At 65.4% G+C, this 20,357-nt stretch carries 17 protein-coding genes and 1 tRNA gene; 10 read left to right on the top strand and 8 right to left on the bottom strand.

Annotation, left to right across the window (positions count from 1 at the left end):
- Position 1: 1 nt before the first annotated feature.
- The 3 genes from nadC to nadA are packed head-to-tail and all read right to left on the bottom strand — an operon-like array spanning position 2 to position 3,510.
- Positions 2-835: a carboxylating nicotinate-nucleotide diphosphorylase gene (gene nadC / locus NKJ34_RS12675; RefSeq protein ID WP_253738736.1), complete on the bottom strand. Its 834-nt coding sequence runs from the start codon at positions 833-835 to the stop codon at positions 2-4.
- Positions 835-2,376, bottom strand: coding sequence for an L-aspartate oxidase (locus NKJ34_RS12670; RefSeq protein ID WP_253738672.1), 1,542 nt, complete (start codon positions 2,374-2,376; stop codon positions 835-837). The genes nadC and NKJ34_RS12670 overlap by 1 nt, the downstream gene beginning before the upstream one ends.
- Entirely contained in the window at positions 2,377-3,510 is a 1,134-nt protein-coding gene (gene nadA / locus NKJ34_RS12665) for a quinolinate synthase NadA (protein ID WP_253738671.1), read from the bottom strand.
- Positions 3,511-3,856: 346 nt separating this feature from the next.
- Here nadA and NKJ34_RS12660 point away from each other — a divergent pair.
- Positions 3,857-3,931 (top strand) — tRNA-Glu (locus tag NKJ34_RS12660).
- Positions 3,932-4,272: 341 nt separating this feature from the next.
- Here NKJ34_RS12660 and NKJ34_RS12655 read toward each other — a convergent pair.
- A complete protein-coding gene (locus NKJ34_RS12655; RefSeq protein ID WP_253738670.1) occupies positions 4,273-4,683 on the bottom strand; it encodes a response regulator in 411 nt (136 codons plus the stop codon).
- Between the two features lie 257 nt (positions 4,684-4,940).
- Between NKJ34_RS12655 and NKJ34_RS12650 the strand changes: the two genes are divergently transcribed.
- The 3 genes from NKJ34_RS12650 (at position 4,941) to NKJ34_RS12640 (ending at position 8,062) form a co-directional block, all read left to right on the top strand.
- Positions 4,941-6,335, top strand: a complete 1,395-nt coding sequence (locus tag NKJ34_RS12650; protein WP_253738669.1) for a PAS domain-containing sensor histidine kinase — start codon at positions 4,941-4,943, stop codon at positions 6,333-6,335.
- Between the two features lie 170 nt (positions 6,336-6,505).
- Positions 6,506-7,651 (top strand): hypothetical protein, encoded by a 1,146-nt coding sequence (locus NKJ34_RS12645; RefSeq protein ID WP_253738668.1) that lies wholly within the window; start codon positions 6,506-6,508, stop codon positions 7,649-7,651.
- A 78-nt stretch (positions 7,652-7,729) separates the two neighbouring features.
- Positions 7,730-8,062: a hypothetical protein gene (locus NKJ34_RS12640; protein WP_253738667.1), complete on the top strand. Its 333-nt coding sequence runs from the start codon at positions 7,730-7,732 to the stop codon at positions 8,060-8,062.
- 51 nt (positions 8,063-8,113) lie between these two features.
- On the opposite strand, the gene NKJ34_RS12635 is transcribed toward NKJ34_RS12640, so the two are convergent.
- Positions 8,114-8,566 carry a Mut7-C RNAse domain-containing protein gene (locus tag NKJ34_RS12635; RefSeq protein WP_253738666.1) on the bottom strand — a complete coding sequence of 151 codons (453 nt, stop codon included), beginning with the start codon at positions 8,564-8,566 and terminating at the stop codon, positions 8,114-8,116.
- A gap of 169 nt (positions 8,567-8,735) precedes the next feature.
- Positions 8,736-9,083 (bottom strand): PadR family transcriptional regulator, encoded by a 348-nt coding sequence (locus NKJ34_RS12630; RefSeq protein WP_253738665.1) that lies wholly within the window; start codon positions 9,081-9,083, stop codon positions 8,736-8,738.
- A 157-nt stretch (positions 9,084-9,240) separates the two neighbouring features.
- Here NKJ34_RS12630 and NKJ34_RS12625 point away from each other — a divergent pair, with 157 nt between their 5' ends.
- Positions 9,241-9,639 (top strand): helix-turn-helix domain-containing protein, encoded by a 399-nt coding sequence (locus tag NKJ34_RS12625; RefSeq protein ID WP_253738664.1) that lies wholly within the window; start codon positions 9,241-9,243, stop codon positions 9,637-9,639.
- 51 nt (positions 9,640-9,690) lie between these two features.
- Here the strand turns inward: NKJ34_RS12625 and NKJ34_RS12620 are convergent, their stop codons facing one another.
- Positions 9,691-11,547, bottom strand: coding sequence for a bacterio-opsin activator domain-containing protein (locus tag NKJ34_RS12620; protein WP_253738663.1), 1,857 nt, complete (start codon positions 11,545-11,547; stop codon positions 9,691-9,693).
- A 356-nt stretch (positions 11,548-11,903) separates the two neighbouring features.
- On the opposite strand from NKJ34_RS12620, the gene NKJ34_RS12615 reads away from it, so the two are divergent.
- From NKJ34_RS12615 to NKJ34_RS12595, 5 genes are read left to right on the top strand one after another with little or no spacing between them, the layout of a single operon-like run.
- Complete coding sequence (locus NKJ34_RS12615; RefSeq protein ID WP_253738662.1) at positions 11,904-12,929, top strand: 4Fe-4S dicluster domain-containing protein; 1,026 nt, start codon at positions 11,904-11,906, stop codon at positions 12,927-12,929.
- Positions 12,930-12,931: 2 nt separating this feature from the next.
- The gene (gene nrfD / locus NKJ34_RS12610) at positions 12,932-14,206 is read left to right on the top strand and encodes an NrfD/PsrC family molybdoenzyme membrane anchor subunit (protein WP_253738661.1); all 1,275 of its coding nucleotides are present in this window, start codon (positions 12,932-12,934) and stop codon (positions 14,204-14,206) included.
- Positions 14,203-17,460: a molybdopterin-dependent oxidoreductase gene (locus NKJ34_RS12605; protein ID WP_253738660.1), complete on the top strand. Its 3,258-nt coding sequence runs from the start codon at positions 14,203-14,205 to the stop codon at positions 17,458-17,460. The genes nrfD and NKJ34_RS12605 overlap by 4 nt, the downstream gene beginning before the upstream one ends.
- 5 nt (positions 17,461-17,465) lie before the next feature.
- Positions 17,466-18,209, top strand: a complete 744-nt coding sequence (locus tag NKJ34_RS12600) for a TorD/DmsD family molecular chaperone (RefSeq protein ID WP_253738735.1) — start codon at positions 17,466-17,468, stop codon at positions 18,207-18,209.
- Entirely contained in the window at positions 18,206-19,279 is a 1,074-nt protein-coding gene (locus NKJ34_RS12595) for an Mrp/NBP35 family ATP-binding protein (protein WP_256488744.1), read from the top strand. Before NKJ34_RS12600 ends, NKJ34_RS12595 begins: the two co-directional genes overlap by 4 nt.
- 45 nt (positions 19,280-19,324) lie before the next feature.
- On the opposite strand, the gene NKJ34_RS12590 is transcribed toward NKJ34_RS12595, so the two are convergent.
- Positions 19,325-20,164: a M14 family metallopeptidase gene (locus tag NKJ34_RS12590; protein ID WP_253738659.1), complete on the bottom strand. Its 840-nt coding sequence runs from the start codon at positions 20,162-20,164 to the stop codon at positions 19,325-19,327.
- Positions 20,165-20,357: the final 193 nt, after the last annotated feature.

Below are 20,357 nucleotides of genomic sequence, written 5' to 3'. Positions count from 1 at the left end.
GTTACTCGCTGCCAGTGCGAAACGAGTAGTCGAGGCTCTCGGCGGAGTGGGTCAGCGAGCCCATCGAGACGATGTCGACGCCGGTTACGGCGTAGTCGGCGACCGAATCGAGAGCGATCCCGCCGCTGGCTTCGAGGAGTACCTCGCGGTCGGCGGCAGCGATCGGATCGGCGAGGGCGTCGACTGTCTCGCGGAGCCCCGCCGGCGCGAAGTTGTCGAGCAGGACGATGTCCGCGCCGGCCGCGATCGCCCGCCGGGCCTCCGCCTCGGATTCGGCCTCGACCTCGATCTTCGTGGCGAACGAAACCCGCTCGCGGAACTGCTCGACGGCGGATTCGAGACCGAGTTCGGCGATGTGGTTGTCCTTGATCAGCACCATGTGTGAGAGATCCAGCCGGTGGCTATCGCCGCCGCCGGCGACGATCGCGCGCTTTTCGATCCCTCGAAGCCCGGGTGTCGTCTTGCGCGTGCCTGCGATCCGGACCGAGTCGTCGACCGCCTGGGCGCAGTCGACGGCCCGCCGTGTCTTCGTCGCAATCCCGGAGGCGTGGCCGGCGAGGTTGACCGCGACACGCTCGGCGCGGAGCGTTTCGCGGGCCGGACCGGTCGTCCTGAGGACGGCCTCGCCAGCGCCGACCGACTTGCCGTCTGTGACTGCGATCTCGGCGTCGACACCGAGATGCTCGAAGACCGCCGCTGCGGCCTCGATTCCCGCAGCCGTCCCGGCCTCTTTGGCGACGAGTCGACCGGTCGTCTCGCCGGGCACGTTGTTCGTCACGTCGTGGTGGCCGATGTCCTCGCGGAGCCAGCGGTCGATCTGCTCGCCGGTGAGCATCATTCGGGCTCCGTCCCGACGGTGGCGGGCTGCTCGGCGTCGCTTTCGGCGAGGTAGTGGCAGCCGACGCTCTCGTCGTTGTCCGCGGCGGCGTTGGCGATCAGGATGGCGACGACCGTCGCGTTGCGGAGTTCGTAGAGGCTCCGTGAGGTCCGCGTGCGCGTGTAAGCGTCGACCTCTCCTTTGAGTCGACGGAGCACCCCGCTGGCAGTAACGATCCCGTCGGTTGTTCGCCGCAAGCCGAGTTCCTCGGTCGTGATCGACCGCAGGCGGTGGAACTTCTCGGCGGCGAACCGGTCAGGGAGGGCGGGGTCGCTGTTCCGCAGTCGCTGAACCTCGATGGGCGCGGCATCGAAGCCGGCGGCGTCCTCACCGGCCCGAAGCCCCCAGACGAGGCCTTCGAGAAGGCTGGTCGAGGCCAGTCGGTTGGCTCCGTGGACCCCAGTCCGGGCACACTCGCCGACGGCGTAGAGCCGGTCGAGGGTGGCTCGGCCGTGGCCGTCGACGGCGATGCCGCCACAGAGGAAGTGCTCACAGGGCGCGACCGGAATCCCGTCCTGCCAGTCGACCCCGCGATCCTCGCAGGTCGACGCGAGGTTCGGAAACGCCTCGTCGAACGGGTCGTCGAGTGGCGAGACGTCGAGGGTGACCGAGCCGGTGGTGTCGATCTCATCTTGCACTGCGCGGGCGACCACATCGCGGGGTGCGAGTTCGGCATCGTCGTGGTAGTCGGGCATGAACCGCCGGCCGTCGGCGTTTCGGAGTACTGCGCCCTCGCCGCGGACGGCTTCGCTCAGCAGGAACGGATCCTCGACCGCGGCGGCGGTCGGATGGAACTGCACGTACTCCATGTCGTCGACCGCGGCCCCGGCGAGGAACGCCATGGCGATCCCGTCGCCGGTCGACCCGGCGGGGTTGGTCGACTGCGCGAAGCAGTCGCCGATCCCGCCGGTGGCGAGGACCGTCGTACCCGCAAAAACGGGTTCGCCGTCGGGTTCGGTATCGAGCAGCGCGCCGTGGACCCGCCCCTCGTGGCGGATCAGTTCGAGGGCGGTCGTGTCTTCGAGGATCTCGACGTTGTCGACCTCGCTGAGATGTGCAAGGAACGGCCGCAGGATGTGCTGGCCCGTCGAGGCGTCGACGTGGAGGATGCGCTCCTCGGAGTGGGCGGCCTCTTGGGCGAAGTCGTAGTCGGCTCCGAGCGTGTCGAAGTCGACATCGAGGGTTTCGAGGAGCACATCGCGGACTGCGGGGGCGGCGTTCTCGACCAGCACGTCGACGGCCTCGGGGTCGGCGGTGTTCGCGTTGGCCTCCATGATGTCGTTTTTAAGTGACTCCGGATCACCGCGAGTGGTCGCGATGCCGCCTTGAGCCCAATCGGAAGAGGCGTCGTCCGGCTCGCTGGCTTTAGTGACCAGCAGGACCTCCTCGCCTTCGCGTGCGGCCGACAGCGCTGCCGCACAGCCCGCGATCCCCGAACCGACGACGAGCACGTCGGCTGTGCGCGGGTCGGCGTCGTCGGGAGTCGACTCACCAGACATCTATAGCTCCAACATTCTGTCGAGGGCGACGCCGGCGAGTTCCTTCTCCTCGGGGTCGACCTCGATCACGTTGTGTTCACGGCCCGCGGCGAGTTCTTCGAGCACCCACGTCAGATAGTTGGGGTCGATCTGTCGCATCGCATCACAGTCCATGCACGCGTCGCCGCACAGCGGGACGACGTTAACCTCGTCGTGCCACCGGTCGAGGTGTTTGGCGAGGTGGATTTCGGTCCCGATGGCCCACGTCTCGCCGGGGTCAGCCTCTTCGACGACCTCGGTGATCGTCGCGGTGGAGCCGACCACGTCGGCGGCCTCGACGACTTCCCGGCGGCACTCGGGGTGGACGACCACGTTTGCCTCGGGGTGTTGCTCGCGGACCTCGGCGACGTGGTCGGCGGTGAATCGCTCGTGGACCTGACAGTAGCCGTCCCAGAGGACGATTTCGCTTTCTTCGAGTTCGTCGGCGTCCTTGGCCTCGGGGTCCCACGGGTTCCACTCGGCGATGGAATCCTCCATGCCGAGCCGATGGGCGGTATTCTCGCCGAGGTGTTTGTCGGGGAGAAAGAGCACCTTGTCGCCACGCTCGAAGGCCCACTCAAAGGCCTTGTGGGCGTTCGAGGAGGTACAGACCAGGCCGCCCTGTTCGGCACAGAACGCCTTCAGGTCGGCATACGAGTTCATGTAGGTGATCGGGATGATCTCGCTGTCGGGGTCGGCCGCCGTGATCTGCTCCCACGCTGCGTCGACCTGGAGGGCCTCGGCCATCCCCGCCATCGGACAGGAGGCCTCCATGCAGGGGAGGATTACCGTCTGGTCGTCGTCGGTGATGATGTCGGCGGACTCGGCCATGAACGTCACCCCGCCGAAGACGACGTACTCGGCGTCGGCCTCGGCGGCGTGCTTGCTCAGCGCATACGAGTCACCGATGAAGTCGGCGTGTTCGACGATCTCGCGGCGCTGGTAGTTGTGGCCGAGGATTACCACGTCGTCACCCAACTCGTCGAGGGCGGCTTCGATCCGCGGGGTTCGTTCGGCCTCCGTCACCCCCCGATAGCTGGCCGGTAGCTGTTCCAGATTATCGTATTTGAACAGGCTCAGTTCGGTCTCGAACGTCGCCGTTTCCATGTTTGCCATTTCGTCGACACCTGTGATTGTCTAGCCACAGTTGCGCGCATTGAAGGATTTTTCTATTCAATAGCTCACGTCGGGTAGTATTTGCCACTGATTTCGAGAACAGACAGCGATCGGTGTTTGTTCCGGGTTTGTGTCTGCAGACAGTGCTCGAAAGGGGGCTGTGAGCACTTCGAGTGCGGGCTCGTGGGTGTCGCGACACGGCGCTGTCGTCGACACTCCCGCGAGGCATCCACGGGGAATCGTGTGGTGCTGTGGGTCGACAGTCCGCCACACGGGGCGGCGAAAGCGCAACTGTTTTGTTCACCAGCGGGCTACGCTTGGATGCGTTCAGACGAACGCACAACACGCTCTGATGGTGTAGTCCGGCCAATCATATTACCCTCTCACGGTAATGACCGGGGTTCAAATCCCCGTCGGAGCATACTATCTTGCGGCTTACGGCCCGTTTGTGTCCGTTCGGCAATCGTCTCATCGCCAGTGAGACAGCAGTCGCCCTCCGAACGGTGGTGCGTTATCGGCGTCTACTGCAACCGAGATGATGAAGCCACGGTGGTCGAGTACAGGCCCGAAAACGCACGCGTGTAATACTAGATCGACCGGCACTGTCGCCTTCGTCGAGATCGGTCTGACCAAACACAGCAGCCCGACCGGACGTACTCGCGAGCAGTCGGTATCGAGGGAGGCGTCGGGATCAGTCGACCCACAGGTTCGATGGGAAACGGGTTTTCGGCCGACCTCGTCGGTATGACCGGCCGAGAGCGATCAGGCGACCCGCTCTCGATCGCCGTAGGCCCGTACGGTGAGTCGAATGCGGTTTTCGAGGACGTCCATCTCGCCGGCGGCGTGATCGCCCTTGTAGACGAACTCGGTCACACCCTTCCGTATTGCACCCCGGGCGATCGGTTCGAGTTTCTTGCCGGTCAGTAGTATCACCGGGACGACCGGATCGGTGCCGGAGGCGTTGAGTGACGCCGCCAACTCGATGCCGGTCTCGTCGGGGAGTTCGTAGTTCGTCACGACGCAGTCGTAGTCGTCGGCGTCGAGTCGTTCTCTGGCCGCGGCTGCGGTCCCGACAGCCGTCAGGCGCATCTCGTGGGTGGTCTCGAGCGTCTCGCTGACCCGATTCGACATGAACTCGCTATCCTCGACCAACAGGACTCGGAGCGCGGTCATCTCGAAGCTCCCTCACCGACAGGCGGGCGTCGACTCCTCGCCGGGATGGCAGTATGCATACGTCGACACCGTCGGCCCGGAACCGAATAAGGACCCCTATGTTCGGCTGGGCGACGGTCCCAAGCGTCGGCCACCCCGGCCAAGGACGGCGCTAACCTCCTCTCGATGCGGGCCGGAATATGAGACGTAGATATTATTTTGATATGCCTGAGCGACGGGTCGAATTATATGTATTGATCACATACGTCTTAGATGGTATGCCCCATGACCACGCTAATGACATCCTTGATCATATCCAGAACAAGGTTGTATTACTGAATACGCGTGGTGAGTATATCTACGCGAACGCGACGACACAACGCCTCCTTGGGTTCGATCGGTCGGATCTCATCGGCGAGTGCGCCTTCGAGTACATCCATCCGGAAGATCGCCCAGCCGTCGAACGATCCTTCGCGAGGATTCTCGCCGACGATTCAATAACCGAAGCGACGGCGGTCTATCGGAATCGGACGGCCGAAGGCGACTACATCTGGCTTGAGAGCCAACTCTCCGATGTGACGACGTCCGATCTCGATGGCTATCTCGTGAGTTCCGTCGACGTCACCAAACGCATCGAAGCCGAGACGAAACACAGCAACCTCTCCGATCGCTTGCAGGAAATCGCACAGACGACCGACGAGGTCATCTGGATGTTCGCCGGCGACTGGAGTGAACTGCTATTCATCAACGATGCGTACGAGCGCTACTACGGCTCGACCGTCGATCAGCTCCGCGAACGTCCGCTGACGTTTCTCGACCGGATCCACCCCGAGGATCGCCCACGGGTCGAAGTGGCTATGGAGCGGCTCTCCGATGGCCATCCGACCGAAATCGAATACCGCGTGGATCCCGACCAGAACTACCACAATCAAATCTGGGTACGCGGGCAACCGATCGTGAAAGACGGCGAGGTCGTCAGGATCGTCGGTGTCAGCCGTGACGTGACAGAACGCAATCGACGTGAACGGCAACTCCTCGTTCTCGATAACCTCCTCCGGCACAACCTTCGCAACGATATGAACCTCATCACCGGGGCCGCAGCGCTTCTCGAAGAGGAGCATCCGGACTCCGCGGACCGGACGGGACTGATTCGGAATACGGCCAGCGAACTGCTCGAAAGTGCCGACAAGGGACGCCGAATCACCGAGATGGTGACCGACGGCCCGGATCGAACCCGCGTCGACCTTCGTGCGACGATCGACGAGTGTGTCGACCGTATCCGCGAGACGTATCCGCAGGCGACCGTCAGTACGGACGTCCCGTCCGACTGTACCGTGCTGACGATCCGGCAGGTGGACACGGCCATCATGGAACTGCTCGACAACGCGATCAGCTACAGTTCGTGCAGTACTCCCCACGTTACCGTGACTGTCTCACGGACGGACGGGGAGGTAGAAACGGAGGTGTACAGTAACAGTGACCCGCTGGCCGGGTTCGAGGCCGCCGTACTGCGGGGCGACCACGAGATGGACGATCTCTATCACAGTTCGGGACTCGGACTCTGGCTCGTCTACTGGCTGGCGGAGCTCTCGAACGGTCGCACGGAGATCGAGCAGAACACCGCCGAAGGCGTCAGTATCGCACTCACGCTCCCTGCTGCGCTCGATGCGTGAGTCGACCCGTAGGGGCGTTGTCGTGGCCCGTTCGCCGACTCGCTGCCCGTGGCCACTCTCCCACATCTGTCTCAGTCCCACCGCTGCCGAGAGGGGTCGTTCACCACCAGAATCCCAACACCGTAGCCGACAGAGCGAAGTCCGCTCCTCGCATAACCCGAGCATTCCGGATGAGCAAGCCAGCGTTGATCGTGAGCCAGTCGGGTCGACTCACGCCGGGGGTGACGACGCTTGTCGCCGCCGAAGGCTACGAGCCGGTCTCGACGCTCGTGACCGAGCGGGCCGAAAACGGGCAGTACTATCTCTCGTCCGCAACGGTCGCTCGGATAGAACAGCGGTTGGCCGAAGCCCACCAACCACCCGTCGTTGTCGTCGACGGCGAGCCACATATCGGCCAACTCGTCGATCTGCAGGCACGGCTCCAGTCGACCACCGTCGTGGACAGGCGTCGAGTCGTCTGGGAACGACTGGCCGACGAGAACCCGGTGGCTGCGACACGGATCTCGTTGCAAGCGGCCCGCCTCGCCCGGCGCCACGCGGCGAACGACCAGCGAGATGCGGCCTCAGCAGGGCCATCCGGCACGAGCGGGCGGGTTGCTGACTGCGACGAGCGGACCCAAACCCACCGAGATCGGCTCGAACAGCAGCAGGCGACCGCCCGTCGGCGAGTACGAACCGGCCACACAGCAGTCGACGCCGTGGTCGTTCTGCTCGGAACCGTCGACGCGCCCACGACACCGCTCTGGAACGAACTTACCGGCCACGAAGCCACCGTCGAGGGTGGACGTCCGGCGCGGCCAGCGACCGCACAGACGACTGTTGGACCACACACCGTCGCCGTGATCGACACCCCTGGCATCCCGGCAAGCGACGGGCTTCCGGAGTGGCTTGAGACAGTCCTCCCAGGGCTGGTGACGGCACTGGAGCGGTCGACGTGTCTACTCGGGGTCGGCGAGGATCACGAGGCCCTCGTCGAATCGATCGCCCAGCGCTTCGAGGTCCCCTACCGGTCGCTCGAACGGCCAGCGGCCACGGCGGCTCGGACGGAACTCGAAGACCTCCTACCGAGTGTTCCGTGCGCGGTTCGACTGCCCTACGGCGACGATACACAGGCACTCGTCTCGGCGCTACACGACCGTGCGGTCGTCCACGCGACCGAGTACGACGACGCCATTTACCTGCGTCTCGAAGTCTCGCGGGCGGCGACCGAGGAGATCGGCCGTCGGGTAACCGCAGTCGACGGCGAACTGAAACGGCTCGATACACACGACAGCGACGACGAGACGAATACGCGTGCCCGCGACCGCGGCGAGTGACGGTCGATGACGAACCTACGGGATCGCTCCTATAGACCGAATACTGGTGTTTCTGGAGCCCATACTGATCGGTAGCCGATGAACCATGTCCCCGACGAGGTGCTGGATGCCATCGACGAGTTCGGAGAGTGTCTGTTGCTCGGGGAGCCGCAACGAGTACACGGCAAACTCAGAACCGACCTGCGGGTCGAGATCGTCCCGAACGACGAGTCGACTGCTATCTGTCGGTACACAACCGTCCACACGCAGTCGCCGCCGGCGATCCGCGACCGCGGATCGTTCATGACGACGATTATCGACGGCGTCGACGAGCGGCTGAAACAGTGGGGGATCGAACCACCGACGGCATACACGTACGCCGCGACCGTCGAAGACACCCACCACTACGAGGGGACGGTACAGTTGCCGTGACCGGTCGACGACGCGCTGGCAGCGTCGTTCGCGTCGTCGTTCCCGAGGCCGTCACGATACGGGAATCGTCGCGATCGTCTCGCGGACGCGCTCCCAGTGGCTTCCCTTCCAGAAGTGGTGATCGCACGCCTCACACTGCCAGATCTGGCTCACCGAGTCGGGAGCGTGGTCCGGGCGCTGGGCGGGATCGATGCGCTCGACACGGCCGTTACAGACGCTACAGCGTTCGGGGTGGGTCGACAGTTCGATCTCGATCTCGTGGGCGTGCAGTTCGGTGAGTTGCTCGTCGACGTCCCGAGCCGTAAGCAGGATCGCGTCGTCGGTCCGCGCGGCGAGTTCTCGATCCCGAGTGAGTAGCGTTCGATCGGTCGACGCTGCCCGCCGCCGAATCGCGTCGTCGGCTTCGAGCCCCTCCTCCTGTGCGTACAGCGTGTCGTACCCACACATTCGCAGGTAGGTGGCGAGCGTACCCAACATGACGTCGAGGAGGAAACGACGGGTCATACCAGCAGAAAGCGGTTGAACCGGGTTAAGCAGTTGGTGTCGTAGTCGACAGGCAGCGCGTGCCGATCACGGAATCGGCGCTCGGGTGGGCAAAACAGGGTCCGAGAGGGGTCTCACGGGGACACGCACGATAAAAATGAACCCGGCGGCGCGTTCGGCGGCTCGCAGATCAGTTCGACGACGAACTCGCCTGAGACGCGAGATCCGCGTCGCGGTGCTCCGAATCGTGTGGGAACGAGAACTGCTTGTTCTCCCATTTACGTCGGCGCGCAAGCAACTGTTCGCCGCTCGGTGTCACCTCGTAGTAGTTGGTGCGCCTGTCTTTGGCACCTTTCTCGACGAGTCCGTGTTCGACCAACGCGTCGAGGTTCGGGTACAGTCGACCGTGATTGACGTTGTCGATGTGGGATTCGAGTTGCTGTTGGATCGTCTGGCCGGAGGGCTGATCTGAGCCGGCGATGACGTACAGGAGGTCACGCTGGAAGCCGGTCAGTTCGAAGGATTTCGTGTGGACCATTCCAATCAAGGATACGTTATCCATCCAGTTAGATTGTTTGGACACAGTCGACCCGAGCGACCTGACGATTGCAATTGCGTGACGGCCAACGCTACTGAAGAGTATTGGGTAAACCACACAAACTTATCCACGATGAGGCCGTAGTCACACGTCTGCCATGGTAGATGCAATCAGGGAGTATCTGGGCCGAGAGATGGTTTGTGAGGGGCTGTTGGAGTGTATGTTCGGGCTCACGGGGCTCGACAGGGAGGTGTTCGTCCTGTTGACAGACCACGCCGAGCCGCTGACCGTAGACGAGATCGCCGCGGGGGTCGGCCGCGAGCGGTCGACGGCCTACCGGTCGGTCCAGCGGCTGATCGACGCCGGACTCGTCCGGAAAGAACAGATCAACTACGAGCAGGGCGGCTACTGTCACGTCTTCCGGCCGACGGACCCCGACGAGATCGCCGACGACATGCAGCGCATGCTCAACGACTGGTACGCCCAGATGGGCCAACTCGTCGACGAGTTCCGCACGCGGTACGACACTGCCGAGCCGGTATCGGCCGACCAGTGAGATCGCCCGGCGAGACGGCCCGGCAACCGCAGCCTGTAGTACTCCCGGGTTTCAGACCGGCTCCAGTCGGTCGACCGTCGTGTCGCCGAACAGGGCCGCAAACAGCTTCCGTTCGGCCGCCCGCAGGTGCTGTGTGAACGTCGTCTGTGAGATATCCATCATCGTGGCGACCTGCTCGCCGCTGTGGTCCCGCGGCCACTCGAAGTAGCCGGCGAAGTAGGCGGTCCGAGCGGCCTCGCGTTGGCGATCGGTCAACATCGATTCGAGCTGCGCCCGGAAGGCGGCCTCGGTCTGGATGTCCCGCTCGCGTTCGCGCTGGGCGAGAAGCGTCAGCCCGTCGTAGGTCGACTGCAGGGCGTCGACGACGCTCCGAATGTCGTTCGAACTGGCGACCTGCGCGACCAGCCGCCCGCTGTCGCCGGTGATCGACAGCGACTCGATGCCGGCACCGTACTGTGCCAGCGTGTCGACGATGGTCGAGTCGTCGGCTGCCAGCCGGAAGAGGTGACAGTCGTCGTTCGTACAGACGTGTTGGACGGCGTCGATGTGGGCCGCCCCGCTCGCGTACTCCGCGACCGCCTCGGGTGTCGTGCCGGTGAGCGCGACGTACTGGCGGTGCTGGCCGTCACCGTCGGCAGCGATGTGTTCCAACTCGACGGTGCAGTCCAACTGCGCCGCGAGGGCGGCCAGCGGCTCGTCAATCCCCGTCAGCTGGAATTCGAGTTCGGTCACGCTGTCGGAGGCCAGCGTCCGTTTGCTCTCTACGGCGCTGATCGCGTCGGCGACGGTCCGACCGAGTTCGGCGAATATCTCGGCGTCGAGCAGGTCGACCGCGTCGTCGTCGGCCGTCTCGATCACGAGCACGCCGTACTCGGCACCGCGGTAGGCCAGCGGGACGACGATGGCCCGTGTCTCGACAGCCCCCTGATCGGTGGCGTGGTCGACGGTCGTAAACACCGGTTGGCCGCTATCTAGGGCCTCCTCAACCGGTGTCGGCGCGGTGTCACACAGCGCCTCGATGTGGGCTTCGAGGGTGGTCGCGTCGGTTCCGGCCCACGACCGCGGCGAGACCGTGCCGTCGACGAGGCCCCGGCTCCCGATCCACGCGACATCGAAGGGGTCGACGCCCGCGAACTGCTCGCAGACGGCGTGTTCGATCTCTTCGCGTGTCGAGGCCGCGACGAGTTCACGGTTGACGTCCCGAAGCATCTCGTTTGTGGTGTTGAGCAGTTCCAGCCGTTCGTTTTGCTCCTCAATGCGAAGCTCCCGCTCTTTCCGCTCGGTGATGTTCCGTTCGATGGCGACAAAGCGTTCGACCGCGCCGTCGCCGTCGGTGATCGGGGCGATGGTGGTGTCGACCCAGCAGCGCTCGCCGGACTTCCGGCGGTTGGTGAGCTCGCCGTCCCAGACCGAGCCGGAGGTGATCTGGTCCCACAACCCCTCGTAAAACGCCTCGTCGTGCTCGCCGGACTGCCAGAGCCGCGGGTTCTCGCCGATCACCTCCGCGGGTGTGTAGCCCGTGACCGACTCGACGGCCGGGTTGGCGTACTCGATGGTGCCGTCGGGGTCGGTGAGGAAGATAGCGTGGCCGGCGTGTTCGATCGCCTTCCGGAACCCCCGGAGGCGGTCGTTGGCCCGCTGGAGTTCCCGCTTGATCGTCGCCTCCTCGTCGACGTATTTCGAGAGGTAGTAGACGGTTAATATTGTCAACACACTTACTATCAGCCCGGGCAGCTCCTCGATCCCGGCGCTGGCGGTCCGCATCGTCAACAGCTGCCGCAGGGCCATGAACGACAGCATGAGCGTCAGGAAGCCGAACCGTCGGTCGCGGCTCCGCGAGAGCAACAGCAGCGAGTAGCCTGCGCCTAACAGCCGGAGGACGACCGAAGCCAGCAGGATCCCGTTCACGTGGAGCCTCCCACTCGCGGCGACCGTCGGCCGGCACGACGTCCTATCGCTCGATTCGACCAGTACATAATGAGGGTCGACTGTCTCACCGGATAAATAATCGTGGTCGTCGACATGCGGCGAGCGCGATCACTCCATCGCCCGAAATCGGGGAGCCACCCCCCGACCCAAACAGTATTGATACCCCTGACAGTGGGGATATCGGCGGGGCAAACAGTATTGGGACCCCGGATATGGGGGGTTTCGGCCGGGCAAACAGTATCGGTACAACGCTCACCACGGGTGTTGCCGTACGTCTACGTGTATGATCGATCGACTGATCCGGCCCCTCAAGGGCCGACCGACGGGGTGGAACGATGAGTAGCGCGGACGGCGAGACGCTTCCGGGCGTCCCGAGCGTCGGTCGGGACGAGTTCGATGCGATGGTCGACGCCGAGACGACCGACCCACGCGAGGAACTGGCGGATGTCGACGCCGACACCGACCTCGGAATCGAAATGGCCGAAGACGCCAAGCGCGTCGCACGCGGTGACCTCTCGGGCGACGAGTACTGGGCGAAACACGACGCGGCCGCGGCTGCCGAGTTCGGCGACGACTACCGCGAGACGCCGAACCCCGCAGTCGACGCCGGCGACCAGACGGTCTCGACGGAAGCCGCCGAGTCGATGCAGTGTACGGTCGGCTCGATGGACACGGTAGCCGCCGAGAGCGTCGGGACCGGCGACGGCGAGGGCGGTATCGGCGCGGGCGACGAGAAGTGGGGGATGGTGATCGACCTCCAGAAGTGTGTGGGTTGTGACTCCTGTACTGTCGCCTGCAAGGCCGAAAACCGGACGCCGCCCGGCGTCTCGTACAACGTCGTGATGGAGGAGGAACACGGCGAGTTCCCCAACACCACGCGGACGAACGTCCCGAAACCCTGTATGCAGTGTGAGAACCCGCCCTGCGTGCAGGTGTGTCCGGTGTCGGCGACCTACAAGATGGACGACGGCGTGGTCAACATCGACTACGACCGCTGTATCGGCTGTCGGTACTGCATGATCGCCTGCCCGTACGGCGCACGCTACTTCGACTTCGGCGAGAACTACGACGACGAAGTCGACGAGGCCGGCGAGATCACCAGTCCGGAGTACGGTGTCGACCGCGGCAAACGCGAGGAGAACAAATCGCCCATCGGCAACGTCCGGAAGTGTAGCTTCTGTACCCACCGGCTGGAACGCGGCGAGGAGCCAGCCTGTGTGGAGACCTGTGTCGGCGATGCCCGCAACATGGGCGACCTCGACGATCCCGACAGTGAGGTCGCCGCCATGGCCGACTCAAGCCGGGCGTTCCAACTGAAAGAAGACGAGGGGACCGACCCGAACGTCTACTACCTCAAATAATCATGGCAACCGAATCATCAGGCTTCGAGTTCGAGTTCGACCCCGGCTTCGAGAGCGACCGGCTCCGGATCGCGTGGTACGCCTTCATCGGCGTCCTGCTGGCCGGCGGTGCGGTCGCGGCCTACATCCGGCTCACCGAGGGGATGGCGAGTACCAACCTCACGAGCATCGTGCCGTGGGGGTCGTGGGTCGCCTTCTACATCTACTTCGTCGGCCTCTCGGCGGGGGCATTCCTCGTGAGCACGATGGCCAACGTCTTCGAGATCGAGGGGATGCACCGGATCGACCGCGATGCGCTGTTCGCGGCGATCATCAGTATGGTCGTCGCCCTGCTGTTCGTCTGGATCGATCTCGGCCGGATGGACCGAATGTACTTCCCATTTATTTGGCGACAGCTCACCTCGGCGCTCTCGTGGGAGGTCCACGCCTACGTGGCCTACATCGGCATCCTGGTCACGGAGCTGTACTTCTCGATGCGGATCGACCTCGCGCGGGTCGCCGAGCGGGCCTCGGGGCTTCGAGAGCGGTTCTACACGGTACTGACGCTGGGCCGCGACGACACGGGCGAGGCGTCGCAGGCCTTCGACCGGCGCTGGCTCAAGCGGGCCGGGATTCTCGGGATTCCGCTGGCGATCTTCACGGTCCACGGCGGCACCGGCGTGCTGTTCGCCGTCTCGAAGGCCCGGCCCTACTGGAACAGCGGACTGTTCCCGGTGATCTTCGTTATTTCGGCGCTACTCAGCGGGACCGCGCTGGTAATGATGATCTACGTGCTCCGGACCAAACTGTTCGACGGCGACTCGGTCGACCCGGAGTTGCTCGACCGACTCGCCCAACTGCTGATCGGCTTCATCATCATCGACGCCGCGCTGACCGCCATCGAGGCGTTCATTCCGCTCGCCAGCCTCCACCCCCACGAGATCGAGACCTGGCAGGTCATCATGTACGGCCCGATGTCGTGGTCGTTCTGGTGGTTCATGGTCGGCCTCAGCTGGGTGTTCCCGATGGTGTTGCTGAGCAAGAAGTCGTGGCGACGCACGCCGTCGGTGATGGTGCTGGCCGGACTGAGCGTCGTCATCGGGATCATCGCGGTGCGGTTCAATATCGTCATCCCGGCACAGATCCTGCCGGTGATGGAGGGGCTCCCCCACGGCTCGTACTTCCCGACGCTCGTTGAGTGGGGATCGAGTATCGGCATCATGGCTGTCGGACTGCTGCTGTACACGCTGGGAGCCGAAACGCTGCCACTGACACCGCTCGGCGGTGACCACGAATGAGTACTGACGACACAGGCGACGACGGCGCGTCGGTTTCGCGCCGCGACTTCGTCAAGGCTGCAGGGAGTATCGGCGCGATCGCAGGTCTCAGCAGTGTGACCGTAGACACTGATCTGGGCGACCTGTGGACGGACGACGAACACCACTACGTCGGCGACGAGTACGGCGAGTACGGCGCGAGCGACGTGATCCACACCACCTGCGGGCAGTGTAACACCTTCTGCCCGGTCAAGGTGCGACTCGCAGACAGCAGCGGCACCGGCGAGTACAGCTCGCTGATCAGGAAACTGGCGGGGAACCCTTACTCGTTCCTCACCACCCAGCCGTTCGGCCAGGTGCCCTACGACAGCGACCCCGAAGCCGTCGCCATGGGCGACCTCGAAGGCACGGGCGACGTCGACACCGACCGCTGGTCGCTGTCGGGCGGCCGCATCTGCCTAAAAGGGCAGGCGGGCATCCAGACGGCCTTCGACAGCTACCGGGTCCGCAAACCGATGAAACGCGTCGGGCCGCGGGGGTCGGGCGAGTGGGAGACTATCTCGTGGGACCAGGCCATCGAGGAGATCGTCGACGGCGACGACGACCTCGGCCACCCCGGTCTGCGCGAGATGTGGGGCCACGCTCCCAAAGGCGAGGTCATGAGCGACTGGGAAGCCGTCCAGGACGGCTCGATGGCGAAATCGGCGTTCGATTCGAAGTGGGAGGACGAACTCATCGACACCGACCACCCAGATCTGGGGCCGAAGGCCAACCAGATCGTCGACGTCGGCGGCTTCCGGCGGAACTTCATCCGCAAGCGGCTCTGGAAGCAGGGGCTGGGCTCGATCAATAGCTTCCACCACGCCGGGACCTGTGGCTTTTCGAGCGTGATGGGGAACGTCCGGTCGTACAACGCCAAAAAGAAGCGACAGTACCCCGACATCGACGAGGCCGAGTACGTCCTCGTGTGGGGGACGAACCCGATGGTCGCCAACAAAGGGCCGACGTGGCTCGCTCCGAAACTGACCAACGCCATCCAGGACGGGATGCGGATGGACGTGGTCGACCCGCGGCTCTCGAAGACCGCCGAGAAGGCCGACACGTGGGTGCCGGTCGATCCCGGTGCCGACGGCGCACTCGCCCTCGGGATGGCCCGGTGGATCATCGCCCACGACCGCCACGATCTGACCTACCTGCAGAACCCCTCGCAGGCGGCCGCCGGAGCCGACAACGAGCCCACCTGGAGCGACGCGACCCATCTCGTTCTCGTCGACGAGGCGGAGGGCCAGAAGGCGACGGCCGCCGACCTGGGCCTCGTCGCACCGGACGCCGAGACAGCCGACGACTACGTCGTCGTCGACGCCGAGTCGGGCGACCCGCGCCCGGCCAGCGAGGTCGAGACCGCGGTGCTGGAAGTCGACGTGACAGTCAACGGCACGAGCGTCGAGAGCGTCTGGAGCCAGTACCGCGACCGTGTCTTCGAACACACCCTCGAAGAGTACGCCGAGATGGCGGATGTCCCGACCGAACAGATCGCCGAGATCGCCGACGAGTTCACCAGCCACGGCAAGAAGGCCGCCATCATGCAGTACCGCGGCCCGGCGAAACACACCAACGGCTTCTACAACACCCGCGCCATCGCCACCCTCCAGCACCTCATCGGCAACTACGACTGGAAAGGCGGCCAGATCACGCCATATGCGGGTTACGACACGATGTCGGGTCGTTACCAGTTGGGGAACGTCCCCGACGCCAACGGCTCGTGGGGGATCCCGCTGACCCGTGGGGGCGTCAACTACGAGGACACCACGCTGTTCGACCGCGACGACGGCTACCCGGCCAAGCGGCCGTGGTTCCCCGTCGCCCCGGCCCAGCAGACCCAGGAGATCTACGGCAGCGCCGCCGACGAGTACCCCTACGGTGTTAACGCGCTGTTCATCCGGCCGTACTCGAACAATCACGTGATGGCGGTCGCCGGCGGCGATCAGATCCCGGCGATCCTCCAGGACACCGACACCATCCCGCTGGTGGTCGCCTCGGATACGGTGATCGGCGAGACCAGCAAACACGCCGACTACATCCTGCCCGAGCCGACCTACCTCGAACGCTGGGAGAACTTCGGCACCTACCCGAACAAGCGGCTGGCCGACGAGAAGATCAGCCAGCCCGCCATCTCGGTCGTCCCCGACGCCCGGCCCTTCGAGGATGTGCTCGTCGACATCTGGAAGGAGATGGACCTCCCCGGCGTCGGCGAGGCGTCGATTCCCGACGCCGACGGCAACCTGTGGCCGCTCGACCAGGCCGAGGACTTTTACCTCAAGCTGGCGGCCAACATCGCCTACTCGCGGGAGCCGGTGGCCGACGCCACTGCCGCCGAACAGGACGTGTTCCGCGAGAGCCACGAGAAGGGCCTCGGCGACGCCTTCGACCTCGCCCGCTGGCAGCAGGCGGTCACCGACGAGGAGTGGGCGAAAGTCGTCACGGTCCTCAACCGCGGTGGCCGCTTCGAGGAACCGGTCGAGGACTACGAGGCCGCGTTCCGCCAGCAGGGCCACGACTACGATTACGCCGGTCGACGCACCGACACCAACGCCTACGACGGCGAGCACATGCGCTACAAACTCGGCGCACGGGTGAACTTCTACAGCGACCCCGTGGCGACCGGCAAACACTCGTTTACCGGCGAGCGGTTCGACCCGCTACCGAAGGTCGACGACGTGAAACACTACAACGGCGACGTCCAGGCCGCCGTGGGCGGCGACGAGGAGCCCAATCGACCGCTGCGGCTCATCAACTGGAAGCCCCGCACCCAGGGGATGCACCGCACCCAGAACAGCCCGTGGCTCCGCGAAACACAGCCCGAAAACCCGCTGTGGATCAATCCCAAAGACGCAGAGAAACGCGGCATCGAGAGCGGCGACGAGATCACCATCGACGCCGGTCGACGCACCGTCGAGGGGATGGCGAGAGTCACCGGCGGCATCCGCCCCGGCGTCGTCGGCGCGGCGTGGGGCTGGGGCCGCAGCGGCGACGGCGCGGCCGACCAGACCGTCGACGGCCGGACGCAAGCGGCTGCCGAGGCAGATGGCCACACGCCCTACAAGTTCGACCAGCCGATGCACGACGACGCAGGGATCGCCAAGGGTCGGGACGCCGGCTTCGCGGTCAACCACATCCAACCGCTGGACAGTGAACTCGGCGACACCGGCCTCTCGGACCTCGTTGGCGGCAGCAACGCCCAGTACGACGCCTTCGTCGAGGTGGAGCGCCGGTGAGCCCGATGCCTACCCGCAACGCCAACGACACGCCCGCCGACGATCCGAACGCCCGTGCGATGGCGCAGGCCCGAGCCCGCGTCTACGGGCTGCTGGCGGCGGCCTTCGACGGCGAGATTGACCGACTCGTGACCGCGCTCGACGACCGAACGTTCGTCGACCTCGCCGCCGTGCTGCCGATCGCTATCGAGACCGACGATCTCGTGGTCGAAAACCCCGACGAGCGGGCACTCAAAATCGGGTACGACAATCTGTTCGTCGTCCCCGGAGACCACTACATCCCGCCGTTCGCGTCGGCTCACGCCACCGATCCGAGTGAGGAGTTCGAGTCGGATTCGCCGTACCACACGGCGGGTGAGTCGGGCGAACTGCTGGGCGATCCGGCCGCCGCGATGGCCCGGCTATACGACGCCGCCGGCTTCGAGCCGACACGCGGCGACGACATTCCGGACCACCTCGCGGCCTGCTTCGAGTTCATGCGGGCGCTCTGCGAGCGCGAGGCGGCGCTGCTCGACGAAAACGACGCGAGCGACGAACTCGCTGGCGTCCGCGAGTTGCAAGCGTCGACACTCGCCCGGTTGGGCTGGCTCGATGCCTTCGAAGAGGCCGTCGCAAGCGAGGACACCGTCGAGGGCGTCTTCGCCGCTGTGGCACGCATCGCCCGGACGTTCACCGCATGGGACGCCCGCGAGGGCGTCGCAGCCGACACAGGGACTGCCGAACCACACCCCGACACCGACACCCAATGACAACTGACATCTCAGACACCGACCTTCGTGATCGCCTGCGCGCCGTCGACGACCCGGCGCTCGACACAGATATCGTATCCGCGGGGGTCGTCACCGACTTCACTATCGAGGACGACACCGCCCGGATCGAACTCGCCCTCGGTGCACCGCATGCGCCCGACGAGGCGGCCATCGCCGACCGTATCCGTGAGGTGGTCGCCGAGGCGGGGCTCGACGCCGAACTCTCGGCGAATGTCCCGCTGGTCGACGAGAACGAAACGGCCGTCCTGCCGGGCGTCCGGAACGTGATCGCGGTCGCCTCCGGCAAAGGCGGCGTCGGCAAAAGCACCGTCGCGGTCAACATCGCGGCGGGGCTCGCCGAGCGCGGGGCCGAGGTGGGGATCTTCGACGCCGACGTCTACGGCCCGAACGTCCCGCGGATGCTCGGTTCCGAGGCCGATCCCGACGTGACGACGGTCGACGGCGAGGATCGGATCGAACCGCCGACGGCCCACGGCCTCAAGCTGATGAGTGTCGGGCTGATGATCGAAGAGGACGACCCGGTCGTCTGGCGCGGCCCAGTCGCCCAGAACACGCTCACGAACCTCTTCGACGACGTCTCGTGGGGCGGTCTCGACTACCTGATCGTCGACCTGCCGCCGGGGACCGGGGACGTCCAATTGACCGTCCTCCAGAACCTGCCGGTCACGGGAACGGTCGTCGTCACCACGCCCCAGTCGGTGGCGGTCGACGACGCCCGCCGGGGCGTCGAGCTGTTCGCCGAGTACGGGACCAACGTACTGGGCGTCGTCGAGAACATGAGTTCGTTCGTCTGCCCCGACTGCGGCGGCCACCACGATATCTTCGGCGACGACGGCGGCCAGTCGCTGGCCGAGGCGGTCGAGGTGCCGTATCTCGGCTCGCTCCCGCTGGATCCGGCCGTGCGAGCCGGCGGCGACGACGGCGAGCCGGTCGTCCGCCGCGAGAGCGGCGACGCCGCCGCGGCCTTCGAGTCCCTCGCCGCGACGGTCGCCAACAAGGTCGGCGTCCTCCGCCGGCACCACCACCAGCAGGCCGCCGCCTCCGAGTAGTCCGGAGGTGCCGAGAGGATCGTCGACACGCCGCATGCGTCCGACCTACAGTTCGGGGGAGCGTTCCTCGCTCGGCTGTGGGTCGAGGGTACCGGTGATCCGGCCGTAGAGGCCGAAGATGTCCTCGTAGCCGTGTTCGCTGGCGAGAACCGGCACGATACCGGCCTCCTCGACGCGGTGGGTGTAGACGTCGTCGCTGGCGAAGACCGCGCCCTCGGGGATTTCCTCGAAGTTGGCGAAGTTGACCTGCGGCTCACCGCCGCCTTTGGGAACCTCTTCGAGCCCCTCGACGACCGTCACCGACTGATAGATCGGCGACTCGTCGGCCAGTGCGCCGTGAGCCCGGAGGAACGAACGGGTGGCTTCGAGGCCGAAGTCGACGGCCGCTTCGCTGCCCTGCCGACCGACCTCGACCGAGACGGTATGCGGGACCACCGAGTCGAGCGTCGTCGACCGGAGCCCCCCGGCGTCGAGGACGTGGTCGACACCCAGTGCGGTCACCGTCCGCCGGACCGACGGCGTGAGCTCGCTGTAGATCGCAAACGGCGGCGGCGCGCTGTGTGAGGTGTGGATCGCGAGGACGGCGTCGAAGCCGTCGACGGCGGCCATGAGCTCCGGTGCGAGTGCGCGTTCGTACTCGTCGCTGTCGGCGTCGCCGGGGAACGCCCGGTTCAGATCGGTGTCGGTGTAGCGGACGCCGGCGTCGAGTGCCGGTTCGTTGGCGACGATCAGCCGGACGGTCCCCTCGCCCGTCGTCTCCGCAGGGTCGGGAAGCCGGTCGGCGAGTCGCCGGACGATCCGCTCGCCGGCGGGCTCGTCGCCGTGTAAGCCGCCGATGACTGCGACGCGGGCCGCCCCCGCAGCCCCACGTTCGATGATTTCCATACGGTCACTACAGGTGACGGGAAAAATAAATCCGGCCGTTCGCTCGTCGACAGCCGGCTCCGACCGGAGCGGTATCAGACACCCGATCGGTCGACTCCACCGCCGCCTCGGATGGCAGGGGAACCACGGGCGGCCCGAGGCCAGCATCGTAACCGCCACGGACAGCCTGAGGCCGGCATCGTGACCACCACGG

This window comes from Halohasta salina, from assembly GCF_024178165.1.
GTDB classification, from domain to species: Archaea; Halobacteriota; Halobacteria; order Halobacteriales; family Haloferacaceae; genus Halohasta; species Halohasta salina.
Note: the sequence above shows the minus strand (reverse complement) of the source record. Positions and strands in the feature narration are given on the sequence as shown.

What these genes read in the sequence shown, in the direction of transcription:
- nadC (WP_253738736.1), bottom strand. Translation starts at nt 835, where the DNA reads ATGCTCACCGGCGAGCAGATCGACCGCTGGCTCCGCGAGGACATCGGC.
- NKJ34_RS12670 (WP_253738672.1), bottom strand. Translation starts at nt 2,376, where the DNA reads ATGTCTGGTGAGTCGACTCCCGACGACGCCGACCCGCGCACAGCCGAC.
- nadA (WP_253738671.1), bottom strand. Translation starts at nt 3,510, where the DNA reads ATGGCAAACATGGAAACGGCGACGTTCGAGACCGAACTGAGCCTGTTC.
- NKJ34_RS12655 (WP_253738670.1), bottom strand. Translation starts at nt 4,683, where the DNA reads ATGACCGCGCTCCGAGTCCTGTTGGTCGAGGATAGCGAGTTCATGTCG.
- NKJ34_RS12650 (WP_253738669.1), top strand. Translation starts at nt 4,941, where the DNA reads ATGCCCCATGACCACGCTAATGACATCCTTGATCATATCCAGAACAAG.
- NKJ34_RS12645 (WP_253738668.1), top strand. Translation starts at nt 6,506, where the DNA reads ATGAGCAAGCCAGCGTTGATCGTGAGCCAGTCGGGTCGACTCACGCCG.
- NKJ34_RS12640 (WP_253738667.1), top strand. Translation starts at nt 7,730, where the DNA reads ATGAACCATGTCCCCGACGAGGTGCTGGATGCCATCGACGAGTTCGGA.
- NKJ34_RS12635 (WP_253738666.1), bottom strand. Translation starts at nt 8,566, where the DNA reads ATGACCCGTCGTTTCCTCCTCGACGTCATGTTGGGTACGCTCGCCACC.
- NKJ34_RS12630 (WP_253738665.1), bottom strand. Translation starts at nt 9,083, where the DNA reads ATGGTCCACACGAAATCCTTCGAACTGACCGGCTTCCAGCGTGACCTC.
- NKJ34_RS12625 (WP_253738664.1), top strand. Translation starts at nt 9,241, where the DNA reads ATGGTAGATGCAATCAGGGAGTATCTGGGCCGAGAGATGGTTTGTGAG.
- NKJ34_RS12615 (WP_253738662.1), top strand. Translation starts at nt 11,904, where the DNA reads ATGAGTAGCGCGGACGGCGAGACGCTTCCGGGCGTCCCGAGCGTCGGT.
- nrfD (WP_253738661.1), top strand. Translation starts at nt 12,932, where the DNA reads ATGGCAACCGAATCATCAGGCTTCGAGTTCGAGTTCGACCCCGGCTTC.
- NKJ34_RS12605 (WP_253738660.1), top strand. Translation starts at nt 14,203, where the DNA reads ATGAGTACTGACGACACAGGCGACGACGGCGCGTCGGTTTCGCGCCGC.
- NKJ34_RS12600 (WP_253738735.1), top strand. Translation starts at nt 17,466, where the DNA reads ATGCCTACCCGCAACGCCAACGACACGCCCGCCGACGATCCGAACGCC.
- NKJ34_RS12595 (WP_256488744.1), top strand. Translation starts at nt 18,206, where the DNA reads ATGACAACTGACATCTCAGACACCGACCTTCGTGATCGCCTGCGCGCC.
- NKJ34_RS12590 (WP_253738659.1), bottom strand. Translation starts at nt 20,164, where the DNA reads ATGGAAATCATCGAACGTGGGGCTGCGGGGGCGGCCCGCGTCGCAGTC.